The sequence below is a fragment of the Streptomyces sp. NPDC088254 genome, from assembly GCF_044740925.1.
Classification (GTDB): domain Bacteria; phylum Actinomycetota; class Actinomycetes; order Streptomycetales; family Streptomycetaceae; genus Streptomyces.
Genome location: NZ_JBIURQ010000003.1, coordinates 418,521 through 434,310, shown reverse-complemented (window position 1 = coordinate 434,310; position 15,790 = coordinate 418,521). Strand labels below are relative to the sequence as shown.

Annotated in this window: 17 protein-coding genes and 1 tRNA gene; 14 read left to right on the top strand and 4 right to left on the bottom strand. The window is 72.2% G+C overall.

Going from position 1 to position 15,790, the window contains the following annotated elements; all coding sequences use genetic code 11:
- Nucleotides 1-75: 75 nt before the first annotated feature.
- The 3 genes from ACIOC0_RS12470 to rfbB are packed head-to-tail and all read right to left on the bottom strand — an operon-like array spanning nt 76 to nt 3,226.
- Nucleotides 76-1,344: a lipopolysaccharide biosynthesis protein gene (locus tag ACIOC0_RS12470; protein WP_402154993.1), complete on the bottom strand. Its 1,269-nt coding sequence runs from the start codon at nt 1,342-1,344 to the stop codon at nt 76-78.
- The gene (rfbD, locus tag ACIOC0_RS12465) at nt 1,341-2,240 is read right to left on the bottom strand and encodes a dTDP-4-dehydrorhamnose reductase (protein ID WP_402154992.1); all 900 of its coding nucleotides are present in this window, start codon (nt 2,238-2,240) and stop codon (nt 1,341-1,343) included. Before rfbD ends, ACIOC0_RS12470 begins: the two co-directional genes overlap by 4 nt.
- Nucleotides 2,237-3,226 (bottom strand): dTDP-glucose 4,6-dehydratase, encoded by a 990-nt coding sequence (rfbB, locus tag ACIOC0_RS12460; protein WP_402154991.1) that lies wholly within the window; start codon nt 3,224-3,226, stop codon nt 2,237-2,239. Before rfbB ends, rfbD begins: the two co-directional genes overlap by 4 nt.
- Nucleotides 3,227-3,330: 104 nt before the next feature.
- On the opposite strand from rfbB, the gene rfbA reads away from it, so the two are divergent.
- The 7 genes from rfbA to ACIOC0_RS12425 all read left to right on the top strand — a co-directional run bounded on the left by rfbA (nt 3,331) and on the right by ACIOC0_RS12425 (nt 10,007).
- A complete protein-coding gene (gene rfbA, locus ACIOC0_RS12455; protein WP_130436800.1) occupies nt 3,331-4,200 on the top strand; it encodes a glucose-1-phosphate thymidylyltransferase RfbA in 870 nt (289 codons plus the stop codon).
- Nucleotides 4,201-4,222: 22 nt separating this feature from the next.
- Entirely contained in the window at nt 4,223-4,828 is a 606-nt protein-coding gene (gene rfbC / locus ACIOC0_RS12450) for a dTDP-4-dehydrorhamnose 3,5-epimerase (protein WP_402154990.1), read from the top strand.
- A 160-nt stretch (nt 4,829-4,988) separates the two neighbouring features.
- Nucleotides 4,989-6,095 carry a glutamate 5-kinase gene (gene proB / locus ACIOC0_RS12445; RefSeq protein WP_402155084.1) on the top strand — a complete coding sequence of 369 codons (1,107 nt, stop codon included), beginning with the start codon at nt 4,989-4,991 and terminating at the stop codon, nt 6,093-6,095.
- A 215-nt stretch (nt 6,096-6,310) separates the two neighbouring features.
- Nucleotides 6,311-6,784 carry a hypothetical protein gene (locus ACIOC0_RS12440; protein WP_402155083.1) on the top strand — a complete coding sequence of 158 codons (474 nt, stop codon included), beginning with the start codon at nt 6,311-6,313 and terminating at the stop codon, nt 6,782-6,784.
- 86 nt (nt 6,785-6,870) lie between these two features.
- Complete coding sequence (locus tag ACIOC0_RS12435) at nt 6,871-8,157, top strand: glutamate-5-semialdehyde dehydrogenase (RefSeq protein ID WP_402154989.1); 1,287 nt, start codon at nt 6,871-6,873, stop codon at nt 8,155-8,157.
- A gap of 98 nt (nt 8,158-8,255) precedes the next feature.
- Nucleotides 8,256-8,849 (top strand): hypothetical protein, encoded by a 594-nt coding sequence (locus ACIOC0_RS12430; protein WP_402154988.1) that lies wholly within the window; start codon nt 8,256-8,258, stop codon nt 8,847-8,849.
- A gap of 87 nt (nt 8,850-8,936) precedes the next feature.
- The gene (locus ACIOC0_RS12425; RefSeq protein WP_402154987.1) at nt 8,937-10,007 is read left to right on the top strand and encodes a hypothetical protein; all 1,071 of its coding nucleotides are present in this window, start codon (nt 8,937-8,939) and stop codon (nt 10,005-10,007) included.
- 61 nt (nt 10,008-10,068) lie between these two features.
- Here ACIOC0_RS12425 and ACIOC0_RS12420 read toward each other — a convergent pair whose 3' ends face one another.
- A complete protein-coding gene (locus ACIOC0_RS12420) occupies nt 10,069-11,163 on the bottom strand; it encodes a M48 family metallopeptidase (RefSeq protein ID WP_402155082.1) in 1,095 nt (364 codons plus the stop codon).
- 142 nt (nt 11,164-11,305) lie between these two features.
- On the opposite strand from ACIOC0_RS12420, the gene ACIOC0_RS12415 reads away from it, so the two are divergent.
- The 7 genes from ACIOC0_RS12415 (at nt 11,306) to ACIOC0_RS12385 (ending at nt 15,760) form a co-directional block, all read left to right on the top strand.
- Complete coding sequence (locus ACIOC0_RS12415; protein ID WP_402154986.1) at nt 11,306-11,467, top strand: hypothetical protein; 162 nt, start codon at nt 11,306-11,308, stop codon at nt 11,465-11,467.
- Nucleotides 11,468-11,575: 108 nt separating this feature from the next.
- Entirely contained in the window at nt 11,576-11,740 is a 165-nt protein-coding gene (locus ACIOC0_RS12410; RefSeq protein WP_165430287.1) for a hypothetical protein, read from the top strand.
- Between the two features lie 79 nt (nt 11,741-11,819).
- The gene (gene nadD / locus ACIOC0_RS12405; protein WP_130436805.1) at nt 11,820-12,458 is read left to right on the top strand and encodes a nicotinate-nucleotide adenylyltransferase; all 639 of its coding nucleotides are present in this window, start codon (nt 11,820-11,822) and stop codon (nt 12,456-12,458) included.
- A 16-nt stretch (nt 12,459-12,474) separates the two neighbouring features.
- Complete coding sequence (locus ACIOC0_RS12400; protein WP_402154985.1) at nt 12,475-14,361, top strand: LytR C-terminal domain-containing protein; 1,887 nt, start codon at nt 12,475-12,477, stop codon at nt 14,359-14,361.
- Nucleotides 14,362-14,458: 97 nt separating this feature from the next.
- Nucleotides 14,459-14,902 (top strand): ribosome silencing factor, encoded by a 444-nt coding sequence (gene rsfS, locus ACIOC0_RS12395; RefSeq protein ID WP_351091057.1) that lies wholly within the window; start codon nt 14,459-14,461, stop codon nt 14,900-14,902.
- Nucleotides 14,899-15,573, top strand: coding sequence for a histidine phosphatase family protein (locus tag ACIOC0_RS12390; protein WP_402154984.1), 675 nt, complete (start codon nt 14,899-14,901; stop codon nt 15,571-15,573). Before rsfS ends, ACIOC0_RS12390 begins: the two co-directional genes overlap by 4 nt.
- Nucleotides 15,574-15,687: 114 nt before the next feature.
- Nucleotides 15,688-15,760 (top strand) — tRNA-Ala (locus tag ACIOC0_RS12385).
- The last annotated feature ends 30 nt before the right edge of the window (nt 15,761-15,790 follow it).

The window sequence follows — 15,790 nt, the reverse complement described above, 5'->3', positions numbered from 1 at the left end:
GCCGCCGGACTGCAGTCCACTGTCCGTCACATTTTGTCGCAATGCTTACGGAGAGTGATAGAATGGTGATCATTCTTAGGAGTGCAACGAACGGTAGCCTACACGAGCACGGACAACGAGCGTCATGAAGGCGACCACCGCGAAGGACCCCGCCGTGTACGCCACCTCGACCCGCGTCCTCAGGGGAAGCGCACTCAGCGTGACCGCCACCAGGGCCGCCGTCCCCACGATCCACGCCACCAGCTGAAGCCGCGCGGCGCCGCTGGTCAGCAGGGCCTGACCCAGCACCATCGCCAGCATGTAGAGCGTCGTCCCGAGCGACAGCCAGGCGAAGTCGACCGGCCCCAGCACGTCGGGCGCGCCGAACAGCGCCGGCAGCAGAGCCGGTCCGAGCGCCACCGCGCCGATGCCCCCGGCCACGCCGAGCCCGCCGGTCACCGACGCCGCCTTCAGCAGCAGACGGCGGTACTTCCGCGTGTCGCCCTCGGCCGCCGCCGACGACAGGCCCGCGAGCAACGACACCTGGAAGGCGCCGAACACGAACAGCGGCACCCGCGCCAGGACCAGCGCCGACAGCAGCGCCGCGACCAGCGCGTCGTCGTCCGTCGAGATCAGCTTGGTGCTGATCACCGCGATGTTCACCAGCACCTGGGCCAGCAGCGTGGAGCCGACCAGCAGCCCCAGGTGCTCGATCAGGTCACGCCAGTGCGCTGCCGTCCCCGACCGCGCGCCCTTGACCACCGGCCCGATCGTCGCCAGCACCGCGAGCAGCGGGGCCACCGTCAGCACCGCCGCGAAGGCGAACGCCGAGTTGACGCCGGACAGCGCCAGCCCCGCCGGGAGCACGATCCGCAGCGCGCCGTCCAGCCCCAACTGCATCCCGTAGGCCTGGAACCGGCCCAGACCCGCGAGGACGCCCCGGGTCACATACGCCACGGCCAGCGCCGTGAACGCCCCGCCCAGCGCCAGGACCATGCCGGTGTCGCCGTGGAAGAACAGATCGGCGACCGGCCGGGCGAACACGGCCAGCGGCACCAGCACCACCGCGAGCAGGGAGGCGGAGAGCACCGCGCCCCGCCGCAGCACCGGCAGCGCCCCGTCGCCGTGCACCACCCGGGCGGCGACCAGCCGGGTGATCTCCTGCTCGACCGGGAAGAACAGCCCCAGGCCTATGGAGGACACCACCGTCCACAGGACCGAGAAGCTCGCCATCCCCTCGACGGGCAGCGAGTGGCCCGCCGCCGCGAGATGGATGTAGCTCGCCACGCCGAGCAGCGCCGTCCCGGCGCCGACGAACGCGGTGCCCTGCGGCAGCGCCGTGGCGATGCGGTCGAGGAGACTCACGCGCCGGTCCGCCCAGGAGCGTCCGTCCGCCCGCCGGGAGCGATGACCTTCAGCGCCTCGGCGAGCTGCTCGCGCCACTCCGGCTGGACCGCCACGCCCGCCTCGGCCCACCGGTCGTGCGCCAGCACGCTGTACGCGGGACGACGGGCCGGCCGTACGAACTTCTCCGAGGTCGTCGGGCGCACCCGCTCCGGGTCGAGACCCGTCAGCTCGAACGCCGCCCGCGCCAGGTCGAACCAGGTGCCCGTGCCGGACGCGGTGCCGTGGTAAACGCCGGCCGGGGCCCGGCCGGCCACGGCCGCCTCGCCCAGGTCCGCGATCTGACGGGCGAGCGCCACGGTCCAGGTCGGCTGACCCCGCTGGTCGTCGACCACGTCCAGGGTCTCGCGCTGCCCGGCCAGGTTCAGCATCGTCGCGACGAAGTTGCGCCCGTGCGCGCCGTACAGCCAGGCCGTGCGCACCACATAGCCGCGCTCGGGCAGCAGCCCGGTCACCGCCTCCTCGCCCACGAGCTTGCCGCGCCCGTAGGCGTTCACCGGCGAGGTCGGGGCGTCGTGCGGGTACGGCTCGGCGGCGTCGCCCGGGAAGACGTAGTCGGTGGAGACCTGGATCAGCGCGGCGCCGCTGTCCGCGCACGCCTGGGCGAGCACCCGCGGGCCCTCGCCGTTGATCCGGGTCGCCGCGGCCTCGTCGGCCTCCGCCCCGTCCACGTCGGTCCACGCGGCCGCGTTCACCACGACGTCGTGGCCCGCCACCGCCGCCCGCACCGCGGCGGCGTCGGTGACGTCCAGCTCCTGCCGGGTCGACGCGGTGACCTCGGCCCCGCGCGCCACGAGCACGTCGGTCAAGTCCCGGCCGAGCATGCCGCCCGCGCCGGTGATCAGCCAGCGGGTCATGCGGGCAGCGCCGCCTTCGCCTTGAGCGGCTCCCACCAGGCGCGGTTGTCGCGGTACCACTGGACGGTGTCGGCGAGACCCTGCTCGAAGGTGACGAGCGGCGTGTAGCCCAGCTCCTCCTTGATCTTCGCGATCGACAGGGAGTAGCGCAGGTCGTGGCCCTTGCGGTCGGCGACGTGCTCGACCATGTCCCAGCCGGCGCCGCAGGCGTCCAGGAGCAGACCGGTGAGCTCCTTGTTGGTGACCTCGGTGCCGCCGCCGATGTGGTAGACCTCGCCGGCCCGGCCGCCGCGCAGCACCATCTCGATGCCCCGGCAGTGGTCGGAGACGTGCAGCCAGTCGCGCACGTTCAGGCCCTCGCCGTACAGCGGGACCTTCTTGCCGTCCAGCAGGTTCGTGGTGAACAGCGGGATCATCTTCTCGGGGAAGTGGTACTGCCCGTAGTTGTTGGAGCAGCGGGTCACCACGACGTCCATGCCGTGCGTGCGGTGGTACGACAGCGCCAGCAGGTCCGAGCCGGCCTTCGAGGCCGAGTACGGCGAGTTCGGCGCCAGCGGCCAGTCCTCGGTCCACGAGCCCTCGGCGATCGAGCCGTAGACCTCGTCCGTGGACACGTGGACGAACCGGCCCACCCCGTGGCGCTTGGCGGCGTCCAGCAGCACCTGGGTGCCCAGCACGTTGGTCGTCACGAACGGGGAGGAGTCCGCGATGGAGCGGTCCACGTGGGACTCGGCGGCGAAGTGCACCACCGCGTCCTGACCGCGCATCACGTCGTCGACGGTGGCGAAGTCGCGGATGTCGCCGTGGACGAAGGTGTACCCGTCCTTGCCGGCGACGGGGGCGAGGTTCTCCTCGTTGCCGGAGTAGGTCAGGTTGTCCAGGACGGTGACCTGGGCGCCCTCGCCCGAGGGCAGCTCGCCGAGGAGCAGCGCCCGTACGAACTGTGAACCGATGAACCCGGCACCGCCGGTGACAAGAATCTTCATAAGAGCCCACATTCTATAGCCCGCTGTATCACGCACTGTGCAGTGGCCCTTTTCACGGCGGGGGTGGCGGGAGCGGTCCGTACCCTGCCGTAGGCTGCGGGCCCATGCGTGGAATTCTGCTCGCCGGTGGTACCGGTTCCCGACTGTGGCCGATCACCCGTGCGGTGTCGAAGCAACTGATGCCGGTCTTCGACAAGCCGATGATCTATTACCCGCTCTCCACCCTGGTGATGGCGGGACTGCGGGACATCCTGATCATCACCGGACCGGCCGAGCGGCCCCAGTTCGAACGGCTCCTGGGCGACGGGTCCGACTGGGGCCTGAACATCGAGTTCGCCACGCAGGAACACCCCAACGGCATCGCCGAGGCCTTCGTCATCGGCGAGGACTTCATCGGCGACGAGGCCGTCGCCCTGATCCTCGGCGACAACATCTTCCACGGCTACGGCCTCGGGCGGCAGCTCGCCCGCTACAGCGACCCCGAGGGCGGTGTGGTCTTCGCCCACGCCGTCTCCGACCCGACGGCCTACGGCGTCGTCGACTTCGACGAGCAGGGCCGCGCCCGCTCCATCGAGGAGAAGCCGAAGAACCCCAAGTCCCGCTACGCCGTCCCGGGCCTCTACTTCTACGACAGCCGGGTCGTCGAGATCGCCAAGGGCCTCAAGCCGAGCGGCCGCGGCGAGCTGGAGATCACGGACGTCAACAAGTACTACCTCGACCGCGGCGAGCTCCAGGTCTCGGTCCTCGACCGCGGCACCGTCTGGCTCGACACCGGCACCTTCCAGTCCCTCGTCCAGGCCTCCGAGTACGTCCGGGTGGTCGAGGAGCGCCAGGGCATGAAGATCGGCTGCCTGGAGGAGGCCGCCTGGCGCGCCGGGTTCATCGGCGACGACCGCCTGCGCGCGCTCGCCGAGCCGCTGACCAAGAGCGGCTACGGCGACTACCTGCTCGACCTGCTCGCCCACGAGGCCTGAGAGAGAAACGGAAACGGTTCCGATGAAGGTGAACCCCCTTGGCATCGAGGGCGCCTGGGAGTTCGTCCCCCAGCAGCACGGGGACGCCCGCGGCCTCTTCCTGGAGTGGTACAAGGCCGAGCGCATGGAGGAGGCCGTCGGCCACCCGCTCGACCTGAAGCAGGGCAACCTCTCCGTCTCCGCGGCCGGCGTCGTGCGCGGCATCCACTTCGCCGACGTGCCGCCCGGCCAGGCCAAGTACGTGACCTGCGTCCGCGGCGCCGTCCTCGACGTGATCGTCGACGTCCGGGTCGGCTCGCCGACCTTCGGCCGCTGGGAGACCGTGCGCCTCGACGACCAGGACCGCAAGGCCGTCTACCTCTCCGAGGGCCTCGGCCACGGCTTCTGCGCGCTCACCGACGGCGCCACCGTCACCTACCTGTGCTCCGAGGGCTACGCGCCGCAGCGCGAGCGGACCGTGCACCCGCTCGACCCGGCGATCGGCGTCGAGTGGCCGGTCGAGGGCGTGCCCGAGCTGTCCGCCAAGGACGCCGAGGGCCCGACGCTGGCCGAGGCCCGCGAGGCGGGGATCCTGCCGGTGTACGAGGAGTGCGTGGCCTTCCGGGCCTCCCTGGCGAACCGGGGCTGAGCCCCCTCTCCGGCTGTCCCCGGGGCCGTCCGACCGGCGAAACGGAAAGGCGGCGCCGCCCCCCGCTCACGTAGATTGCGGACGAGCGCCACGGCGGGGAGCACGCGGGGCCAGGGACAGCCGAGTGAGGACGACGCAGGTGACAGTGGCAAGGCAGCAGGTGGCGCAGGCCCGCAGGATCGTCGTCAAGGTGGGGTCCTCCTCGCTGACGACCGCCGCCGGCGGGCTGGACGCCGACCGCGTGGACGCGCTCGTCGACGTCCTCGCCAAGGGACGCAGCGGCGGTGAGCGGGAGATCGTCCTGGTCTCCTCCGGCGCCATCGCCGCCGGTCTCGCCCCGCTGGGCCTGCACCGCCGCCCCAAGGACCTCGCTCGCCAGCAGGCCGCCGCCAGCGTCGGCCAGGGCCTCCTCGTCGCCCGTTACACCGCCTCCTTCGCCCGCTACGGCGTCCGCGTCGGCCAGGTGCTGCTGACCAGCGACGACATGAGCCGACGCGCCCACCACCGCAACGCCTCGCGCACCCTGGACAAGTTGCTGGCGATGGGCGCGTTCCCGATCGTCAACGAGAACGACACCGTCGCCACCGACGAGATCCGCTTCGGCGACAACGACCGTCTCGCCGCCCTCGTCGCCCACCTCGTCCACGCCGACCTGCTGGTCCTGCTCTCCGACGTCGACGGCGTCTACGACGGCGACCCCGCAAGGCCGGGCACCTCCCGGATCGCCGAGGTGCGCGGGCCCGCCGACCTGGAGGGCGTCGAGATCGGCAGCGCCGGCAAGGCGGGCGTCGGCACCGGCGGCATGGTCACCAAGGTCGAGGCCGCCCGGATCGCCGCCGCCGCCGGCATCCCCGTCGTCCTCACCAGCACCGTCCACGCGGCCGACGCCCTCTCCGGCGGCGACACCGGCTCCTTCTTCCACGCCACCGGCAAGCGCTCCGCCGACCGGCTGCTGTGGCTCCAGCACGCCTCCACCCCGCAGGGCTCGCTCACCCTGGACGACGGCGCGGTGCGCGCGGTCGTCGAGCGGCGCAAGTCGCTGCTGCCGGCCGGGATCGCCGGCGTCGACGGCGAGTTCAGCGCGGGCGACCCGGTGGAACTGCGCGACGGCGCCGGGCACGCGATCGCCCGGGGACTCGTCAACTTCGACGCCAGGGAGATCCCCCTCCTGATCGGCCGCTCCACCCGCGAACTGGCGAGGGAACTCGGCGCCGAGTACGAACGCGAGGTCATCCACCGGGACGACCTGGTGATCCTCCATCCCTGAACGGGTCCACGAGGGGCTCGGATGACCCCTGAGGCGTCGAACGGCGGATTCCGGGCGGGGTCGAACGGCCGGGACCGGCGGGGGACGTTCCGTGAAACCGCCCCAAGGAGCCGCGCGGCCTGCTCAACTTTGTGTCGGGGGCAAGGACCCGTCCATGCCCCCTGCACGGACACGTTCCGCACGAGCGCTGCGTAAAGGAGGCCGTCGTGAGACGAGTGCGCCCTGGGGCGGCGACCCGCGGCGGTGCCGGCGAGGAACGCACCCTGACCAGCGTCGCGGCCGGGGAGCGGTACCGGGCCGCGGAGGCCGACGGCGAGGAGGGCGCGCTGCGCGCCGGGGCCGAGGACCTGCCCCGCCTGTGGCATGTCACCCTCAGCGTCTCCGGGGCCGACGCCGACCTGAAGGAGCTGCGGCGCGCCCTGGAACAGCTCGCCCACGACCACCCCTTCCTCCTGACCAGCCGTTATGCCGCCGACCACGCGGAGATCCGCTACTGGGAGGAGGCCCGCGACCTGCACGACGCGGCCGCCGTCGCCCTGCGGCTGTGGGGCGAGCACCGGCAGACGGCCGGACTGCCGGCCTGGGAGATCGTCGGACTGGAGGTCGTCGACCGCCAGACCTACCACCAGCGCATCGCCGAGGGCTGCGGCCCGGCGCCTGCCGCACCGGTGGGCGTCCACCCTTTCTGACCTCGCTTCCGGCACCCGTCCCAGCGCGTGTCTCGGCGTGTGGAACGCACGCCGGACGGCGCGGCCCGGCGCACTACCCTTCCCGTATGACCACGCTCTCGCCGTACGACGCCCTCTCCCCGGTCACCCAGGCCGCCTACCGCGCCAAGGCGGCCGCCGCCGACCTCGCGCCGCTGCCCCGGGCCGTGAAGGACGACGCGCTCCTCGCCATCGCGGACGCGCTGGAGGTCCGTGCGAGTGACGTCGTCGAGGCCAACGCCAAGGACGTCGCCAAGGCCCGCGAGGCCGGCACCAGCGAGGCCATCGTCGACCGGCTGACCCTCACCCCGGAGCGGGTGCGGGCCATCGCCTCCGACGTGCGGGACGTCGTCGCGCTGCCCGACCCGGTCGGCGAGGTGGTGCGGGGCTCGACCCTGCCCAACGGCATCGACCTGCGCCAGGTCCGCGTCCCGCTCGGCGTGGTCGGCATCATCTACGAGGCCCGGCCCAACGTGACCGTGGACGCGGCGGCGCTCTGCCTGAAGTCGGGCAACGCCGTGCTGCTGCGCGGCTCCGCCTCCGCCTACGAGTCCAACTCCGCCCTCGTCCGGGTGATCCGCGACGCGGTCGGCGGCGCCGGGCTGCCCGCCGACGCCGTCCAGCTCGTGCCCGGCGAGAGCCGGGACAGCGTGCGCGAGCTGATGCGCGCCCGCGGTCTCGTCGACGTCCTCATCCCGCGCGGCGGCGCCTCCCTCATCCGGACGGTCGTCTCCGAGTCCACCGTCCCGGTGATCGAGACCGGCACCGGCAACTGCCACGTCTACGTCGACGCCCGCGCCGACATCGACATGGCGATCGAGATCCTCGTCAACTCCAAGGCCCACCGGGTCAGCGTCTGCAACGCCGCCGAGACCCTCCTCGTCCACCAGGACATCGCCCCCGAGTTCCTGCCCCGCGCCCTCGACGCCCTCGCCGAGGCCGGCGTCACCGTCCACGCCGACGAGCGGGTCATGGCGTACGGCGAGGACTCCAAGGCGACCGTCGTCGAGGCGACCCCGGAGGACTGGGAGACGGAGTACCTCTCCCACGACATCGCCGCCGCCGTCGTCGACTCCCTGGACAAGGCCGTCGAGCACATCCGGCTGTGGACCTCCGGCCACACCGAGGCGATCGTCACCACCTCGCAGCAGGCCGCCCGCCGGTTCACCCAGCTGGTCGACTCCACCACCGTCGCCGTCAACGCCTCCACCCGTTTCACCGACGGCGGCCAGTTCGGCTTCGGCGCGGAGATCGGCATCTCCACCCAGAAACTGCACGCACGCGGCCCGATGGGCCTGCCGGAGCTGACCAGCACGAAGTACATCGTCACCGGCGACGGACACGTCCGGCGCTGACCCGCGCGCCCGCTCGAGGAGCCGCCGAGCCGTCTCAGCAGGCGGATGAATTTCCCTTCCGCCTGCCCAAGGCGACCGCCCAGGTCTACTCTGGACCCGTGCCGGAGGACGTGGGGGGCACGCCGTTCCCGGACGGCTGGGAGCCCGACGACGACCAGGACCGCGGGGTGTCGGACGAAGAGTTCGCCTCCGTGGTCTTCGACGAGGCCTTCGTCCAGGCGGCCGTGGTGCACGAGCCGACCGCCGTCGAACGCCTCCTGGCCGCCGCCGAAGCCAGGGCCGAGGCCTCCGAGGCCGAAGCCCGCCGAGCCCGCGCCCGCGGCGACCGCTACGGACCCGAAGGCCCCCGCCGTTTCGGCCATGATCCGGACCAGGGCGACCTGGACGACGACGTGGCCGCCTGGGAACGCCACTACGACGACTACGACGACATCGGCCCCTACGGCCGCCAGGCGCGCTGGCACCGCCCCGTCGCCTGGGTGCTCGCCGTCGTCATGGGCATCGGCATGGTCGCGCTGGCCTTCGCCGCGGTCTACCGGGGAGCCTCCTCCGACAACCGGGACCGGATGCCGCTGCCCGCCTCCACCGGCCTCGGCCAGGGCGGCGGCCCCTCCGCGCTGCCCGAGGCGGCCGCCGAAGGCGCCGCGGACCGGATGCGCTCACCCGTCCCGGCGGTCCCGCACACGCCCTGAACGAGGCCCGCCGACGGGTGAGAAGCTGTCAGAAGTTGTCAGAATGCCGGGCGTTTACCCGAGCTCCCCGCGACCTACCCTGAAAGTATGGGCGGGCCTGGCGACCCACCGCAGGGGACACCCGAGGGGGCTCCCGGCGGCGGCGAGGACGAGTACCGATCCGTCGTCTTCGACGAATCGTTCGTCCGGGCTGCCCGCCTCCAGGAGTACTCCGCCGAGGAACGCATCGCCGAGCACGCGCCCGCCGTGCGCCGCCGCCCGCCCGCGCACCGGGGACTGTCCCGGCAGGCGCTCGTCCTGGTGGTGCTGATCGCACTCGCCTTCGGCACAGCCGTCTACATGGGCGTACGCCACCCCTACCAGAACGCGGCAGCCGGCCGGCCGGCGGAACCCCTGCGGATGACGGTCATCCCGCTCGCCCCGCAGGGAGCCGTACCCGGCTCGACCGACACCGCCTCCCTGTACGCGCACAGCCCGGCCGCCAACTTCCGCGTCGGCGCGGCGGGCATCCCGCTGCCCGCCGCCCGGCGCACCGCGCACTTCTCCGACAGCCAGGTCGTCACCGCCCTGCTCACCGCCCGCGACTACGTCATGCGCTCCTCCCTCTACCCGGAGGTGCTCACCGGGCAGCAGGTCCGGCCGGTGCGGCTGCTGATCTCACCCGAGCAGCTCGACCAGTTCGACGAGAGCTTCGCCCACCCGGCCGCCGACGGACGGCACGCGCCCACCGGCTGGCTGGTCCGCCTGGACCCCTCCCGGGCCGAGCTGGCCGACCCCGAGGTCCGGGTGCAGGGCACCCTGGAGGCCGCAGAGGCCGACTCGGCGACCCTGGAGGTCACCGCCGACCACACCTTCGTCTACGCTCTGCGGCCCGTCGGCGCCGACGCCAGGGCGCAGGTCTCGCTGTTCACCGTCCGCCGCGAGCTGCACTTCCGCTTCGGCCTCGACGACCTGCGGCTGCGCCAGACCCAGCTGGTCGTCTCCTCCCTCCAGGCCGGCCCGCTGTCCTGCGCCGAGGACTCCGCGGGCCATCTGCGGCCGCTGCTCGCCGGCCAGAGCGCCAAGGCCGGCGGCCCGGCCGGCACGGACCCGTACGTGACGGGCGACGCGCCGGCGCTGTGCGGGTCGCTGGCCGGCAGCGCGGAACCGCAGGTGTGAGCCCGCGGGCGTGAGCCCGGGTGTGAGCTCGCGCGGTTTGCGGGCAGCGTCCCGCCGTCGGTCAGTCGTCCTCGCGCGGGGGCGCGTCCGACGGGCGCTCCTTCGGGGGCGCGGAGCCGGTGAAGCCGTCGAAGCCGCGCCGGACCCGGCCGCCCAGGTTGCCCGCCCCGCCCGCGAGGTCGGTCACCAGCTTCATCAGCGGGTCCTTGGAGCTCTTGACGTGGTCGGCGTAGTGGGAGGCCGACTCGCGGAAGGAGTCCGAGACCGAGGTGTCCTTGTCCTCGGAGCGGCGCGGGTAGTGACCGTCCATGATCCGCTGGTGGTCGCGGGACTCGGCCCACTTCTTCAGCTCGGCAGCGCGCACGGTGGTGAAGGGGTGCGAGCGGGGCAGCACGTTCAGGATCTTCAGCACGGAGTCGCGCAGGTCGCCGCCCGCCTCGTACTCCTCGGCCTGCTTCAGGAACGCGTCCACGTTCATCTCGTGCAGGTGGTTGCCGCCCGCGATCTTCATCAGGCCCCGCATCGAGGCCCGCAGGTCCTGGCCGACCAGCAGTCCGGCGCGGTCCGCGGACAGCTCCGACTTGCGGAACCACTCGCGCAGCGCTGTCACGACGGCCATGATCGCGATGTTGCCGAGCGGGATCCAGGCCACCCGCACGGCCAGACTGGTCAGGAACAGCAGGATGGTGCGGTACACGGAGTGGCCGGACAGGGCGTGCCCCACCTCATGGCCGACGACCGCCCGCATCTCCTCCTCGTCGAGCAGCTCGATCAGGCCCGTGGTGACCACGATGATCGGCTCGTCCAGGCCGATGCACATCGCGTTGGGCTGAGGGTCCTGGGTGACGTACATCGGCGGGACCTTCGGCAGGTCCAGGATGTAACAGGCGTCCCGCAGCATGTCGTTCAGGTGGGCGAACTGCTCGTCGGACACACGCACCGAGTCGGACAGGAACAGCAGTCTCAGACTCCGCTCGGGGAGCAGCCCGCTGAGCGCCTTGAAGACCGTGTCGAAGCCGCTCAGCTTGCGCAGCGCGACCAGGGCGGAGCGGTCGGCCGGGTGCTCGTACGCACGCGAGGAGATCCCGGGAAAGCGGGTGCGCTGCCTGCTCGGCACGTTTCCGCGCCCGGTCTGCTCGTGGCCGTCGTCGGACATGTCATCCCCCATGTGCGTGTGTATGGGCCCTCGTGTGCGAGGTCCTTTACGGACCCTTGTGGGGCCCTTTGCGCTCCCGGAGCAGGGCCCAGCCTAGGCGGAGTTACGGTGGACGGGCACCACGCAGAAGGAGACCCGCGCCATGGAGCACTACCCCGCAGCAGCCTGGCTCGCCGAGGCCGCCGGCGCCGCCCAGCGGCAGGAGCCGGGCAACCTGCTCCGCGTCGTCCTGGTCGTCATGCTGGTGGGCTGTGCGCTGACCGCCTGGTTCCTGCTGCGTGGCTACAAGCGGAAGGACGACTGAGCGTCCGGGAAGGTTCCCGGGGCGGAGTCGGCGTGAGGGGCGGCGAGCCGCACGCTTACGATGGGCCGACATCTTTATCCCGCCCACATTGGATAGGTCCTGCCGAAGATGAGCTTCCACAGCGCCGCCGCCCAGTTGGTCACCCTCGCAGCCGAGGGCGAGGAGAAGGGTGGCAACCACGAGAGCCTGAGCCCCCTGGTCACCGGCGGTTCCGCCTTCCTCATCCTGCTGCTCCTGCTCTGGGTCACCACCCGGTTCAACCGCGACCGCTGAGGTACTCCGTGGTCATACCGGGGCATCCCGGACTCCGGTCGGCCGGCCCCCTCGGGCGGGGCCGGTAGGGTCTGCACGCATGGGAGAGCAGGACATGCCTACCGGCCCGGCGCACGGCCCGGCGAAGCGGGGCAGGCGCCGTCTCGGCGTCATGGGCGGAACGTTCGACCCGATCCACCACGGGCACCTGGTGGCGGCCAGCGAGGCCGCCGCGCGGTTCCACCTGGACGAGGTCGTGTTCGTCCCGACCGGCGAGCCCTGGCAGAAGAGTCACCGCAGGGTCTCCCTGGCCGAGGACCGCTACCTGATGACGGTCATCGCGACCGCCGAGAACCCGCAGTTCTCGGTCAGTCGCATCGACATCGACCGGGGCGGGCCCACCTACACCGTGGACACCCTGCGCGACCTGCGGGCCCTCAACCCCGACACCGACCTCTTCTTCATCACCGGCGCGGACGCCCTGGGCCAGATCCTGACCTGGCGGGACAGCGCGGAGCTGTTCTCCCTCGCCCACTTCGTCGGGGTGACCCGGCCGGGTCACAACCTCGCCGACCCCGGGCTCCCCGAAGGGGGCGTCTCCCTCGTCGAGGTCCCCGCCCTGGCCATCTCCTCCACCGACTGCCGCGTGAGAGTCGCCAAGGGCGACCCCGTCTGGTACCTGGTGCCGGACGGAGTCGTGCGCTACATCGACAAGCGCGAGCTGTACCGCGGCGAGTGAGCCGAGAGGGGTACCGGTGAACGACCGATACGACACGGGAGACGCGGGATACGACGCCGGCCACGGCGGTGGCCACGGCGACGGGTACGGCGAGGCCTCGTACGAGCTCGTCGGCTACGACGAATACGGACAGCCGGTGTACCGGCAGGTCCAGGCGCAGCCCTACGACCCGTACGCCCAGCGCCCGCAGCAGGACTACGGCTACGACCGGTACGCCCCCGGCGCGCAGCAGCAGACGCACGCCTACGACCCGTACGCCGCCGGCGCCTACGACACCGGACAGCAGCCGCCCGTCTCCGGCTACGACACGGGCCGTCAGACTCCGGTGGCCCACGACCCGTACACCTCCGGGACCACGGCTCCCTACGACCCGTACGACCCCTACGGGCACGCCGCGAACAGCGGGCAGCAGCCGCGCGTCACCGAGCAGACCGCCTACATCCCGCACCAGGCCGGCCCCGCCGACGACCGCTCGGCTCGCACCGGCCAGGCCGCAGCGCCTGCCTCGCCGGCCGGGCACCCGCACGCCGAGCCGGCGCAGGAGAAGGTTGCCGGGGCGTCCGAGGGGTCCGGGGCGGAGGGCGCCGGATCCGGGGAGCCCGGCGGTGACGCGGCCCAAGGTGACTACCGCACCGAGCAGTTCGCGTTCGTGGAGGAGCCCGACGGCGACTCCGAGGACGTCATCGACTGGCTGAACTTCACCGAGAACCGCACCGAGCGCCGCGAGGAGGCCAAGCGCCGCGCCCGCAGCCGGCTCGTCGCCCTGGTCGTCGTCCTCGCCCTGGTCGCGGTGGGCGGCGTCGGCTACCTCTGGTACGCCGGGAAGCTGCCCGGCCTGTCGTCGTCCGGGGAGTCCAAGACCGGCGCCGCCACCGCCTCCGCCGCGCAGAAGCGCGACGTGGTCGTGGTCCACCTGCACGACACCGGCGGTCAGGGCACCTCCACCGTGCTGCTGGTCGACAACACGACCACCGCGAAGGGCACCACGGTGCTGCTGCCCAACTCCCTCGTCGTCACCGCCGACGACGGCACCACCACGACCCTCGCCAAGTCCGTGGACGCCGACGGCTCGGCGGGCACGCGCGAGGCACTGGACACCGTCCTCGGCACCCGGATCCAGGGTACCTGGCGACTCGACACCCCCTATCTGCAGAACCTCGTCGACCTCGTCGGCACCATCGAGGTCGACACCGACACCGCCGTGCCCGACCCCACCGCCAAGAAGAAGGGCGCCGCCCCCCTCGTCAACAAGGGGGAGAACCAGACCCTCAGCGGCAAGATGGCCGTCGCCTACGCCACCTACCGCGCCGAGGGCGAGGCCCAGAACGCCCAGCTGGAACGCTTCGGCCAGGTGATGCAGGCCGTGCTGCGCAAGGTGTCCTCCGACGCGCAGGCCGCCACGGTCACCGTCCAGACGCTGGCGCAGATCCTCGACCCCTCGCTGACCGACAAGGACCTCGGCGCGTTCCTCGCCCGGCTCGCCGACCTCGCCAAGGGCGGCGACTACAAGACCGCCCTGCTGCCCGTGGAGGCCGACGGCACACTCAGCGCCCAGGCCGGCGCGAGCGTCGTCAAGGACGTCCTCGGCGGAACCGCGAAGAGCCCCGACAAGGACGCCGCCGTCAGCGTCTCCGTCCAGAACGCGAGCGGCCGCACAGCCGACACCGAGAACGCGCGCGTGGTGCTCCTCAACGGCGGCTTCACCTTCCTGGACGGCGGAAAGCCGTCCGGCACGCAGAGCGCCTCCGAGGTCCTCTACGGGGACGACGCCGACAAGGAGAACGCGGCCGAGGTCGCCAAGACCCTGGGCCTGCCCGCCGGCGCCGTCAAGAAGGGGACGGTCACCGCCAACGCGGATGTCACCGTCGTCCTCGGCGAGGACTACAAGGCGTCCACCTCGTGAAGCCGCGCCACCCGGCGGGCGGACGTGAAACGGATGGGGCGCCGTCGGCGGTCGTGAGACCCTTGAGGTCAAACGACCGCCGACGGAAAGCCGCGTAGTGACCGCCACCGACCGCTCTCTCGAACTCATCACCACCGCCGCGCAGGCGGCCGCCGACAAGCTCGCGCACGACATCATCGCCTACGACGTCAGCGACGTGCTGTCGATCACGGACGCCTTCCTGCTGGCTTCCGCCCCCAACGACCGCCAGGTCAAGTCGATCGTCGACGAGATCGAGGAGCGGCTGAACAAGGAGCTCGGCGCCAAGCCGGTGCGCCGCGAGGGCGACCGCGAGGCCCGCTGGGTCCTGCTCGACTACGTGGACGTCGTCGTCCACGTCCAGCACAGCGAGGAGCGCGTCTTCTACGCCCTGGAGCGGCTGTGGAAGGACTGCCCCGAGCTCGACCTCCCGGAGGACGCCAAGGCGACCCGCGGCAAGGCCAAGGAGCACGCCGCGCTGAACGCCGAGGAGGACGCCGCCGGCTTCGGGGACCCGCGATGAGCGCCGGCTCCCGGGCCGCCGCGGGCCGCACGGAGGGCCGGGGCCGCCGGATCACCCTCTGGCGGCACGGCCAGACCGCCTGGAACGTGGAGCGCCGCTTCCAGGGCACCACGGACGTCCCCCTGACGGAGGAGGGGGTCGCCCAGGCCCGCCGCGCCGCCAGGCTGCTCGCCTCCCTCAAGCCCGACGCGATCGTCGCCTCGGACCTGTCCCGGGCCGCGAACACCGCGGCTGAGCTCGCCGCGCTCACCGGCCTGGACGTCGTCCACGACGAGGGCCTGCGCGAGACGTACGCGGGCGTGTGGCAGGGCCTGACGCACGAGGAGATCGTCGCCCGGCACGGTGACGAGTACGCCGCGTGGAAGCGCGGTGAGCCGGTCCGACGCGGCGGCGGCGAACTGGAGACGGAGGTCGCCGACCGCGCCGCCCCCGTGGTGCTGCGGCACGCCGAGAAGCTTCCCGAGGACGGCACGCTCGTCGTCGTCAGCCACGGCGGCACGATCCGCACCACCATCGGCCGGCTCCTCGGTCTGGACGCCCGCGACTGGGAGAGCCTCGGCGGGCTGTCCAACTGCTGCTGGTCCGTCCTGGGCGAAGGAGCCCGCGGCTGGCGCCTGCTGGAGCACAACGCCGGCACCCTGCCGGAACCGGTGCTCGGCGACGACGACTGACCCCTCGGGGCGGCCCGGGGGCCGATTTCACTTTCCGGCAGGTCGCAGGCTAAAGTTCTTCTTGTCGCACCGCGGAGCGGAGCGAAACACCACGAGGTTCGCCACGTGGGACCAGGGGCTATAGCTCAGTTGGTAGAGCGCCTGCATGGCATGCAGGAGGTCAGGAGTTCAATTCTCCTTAGCTCCACGGTCCGACTCTCTCCGGAGTCGTCGGAGA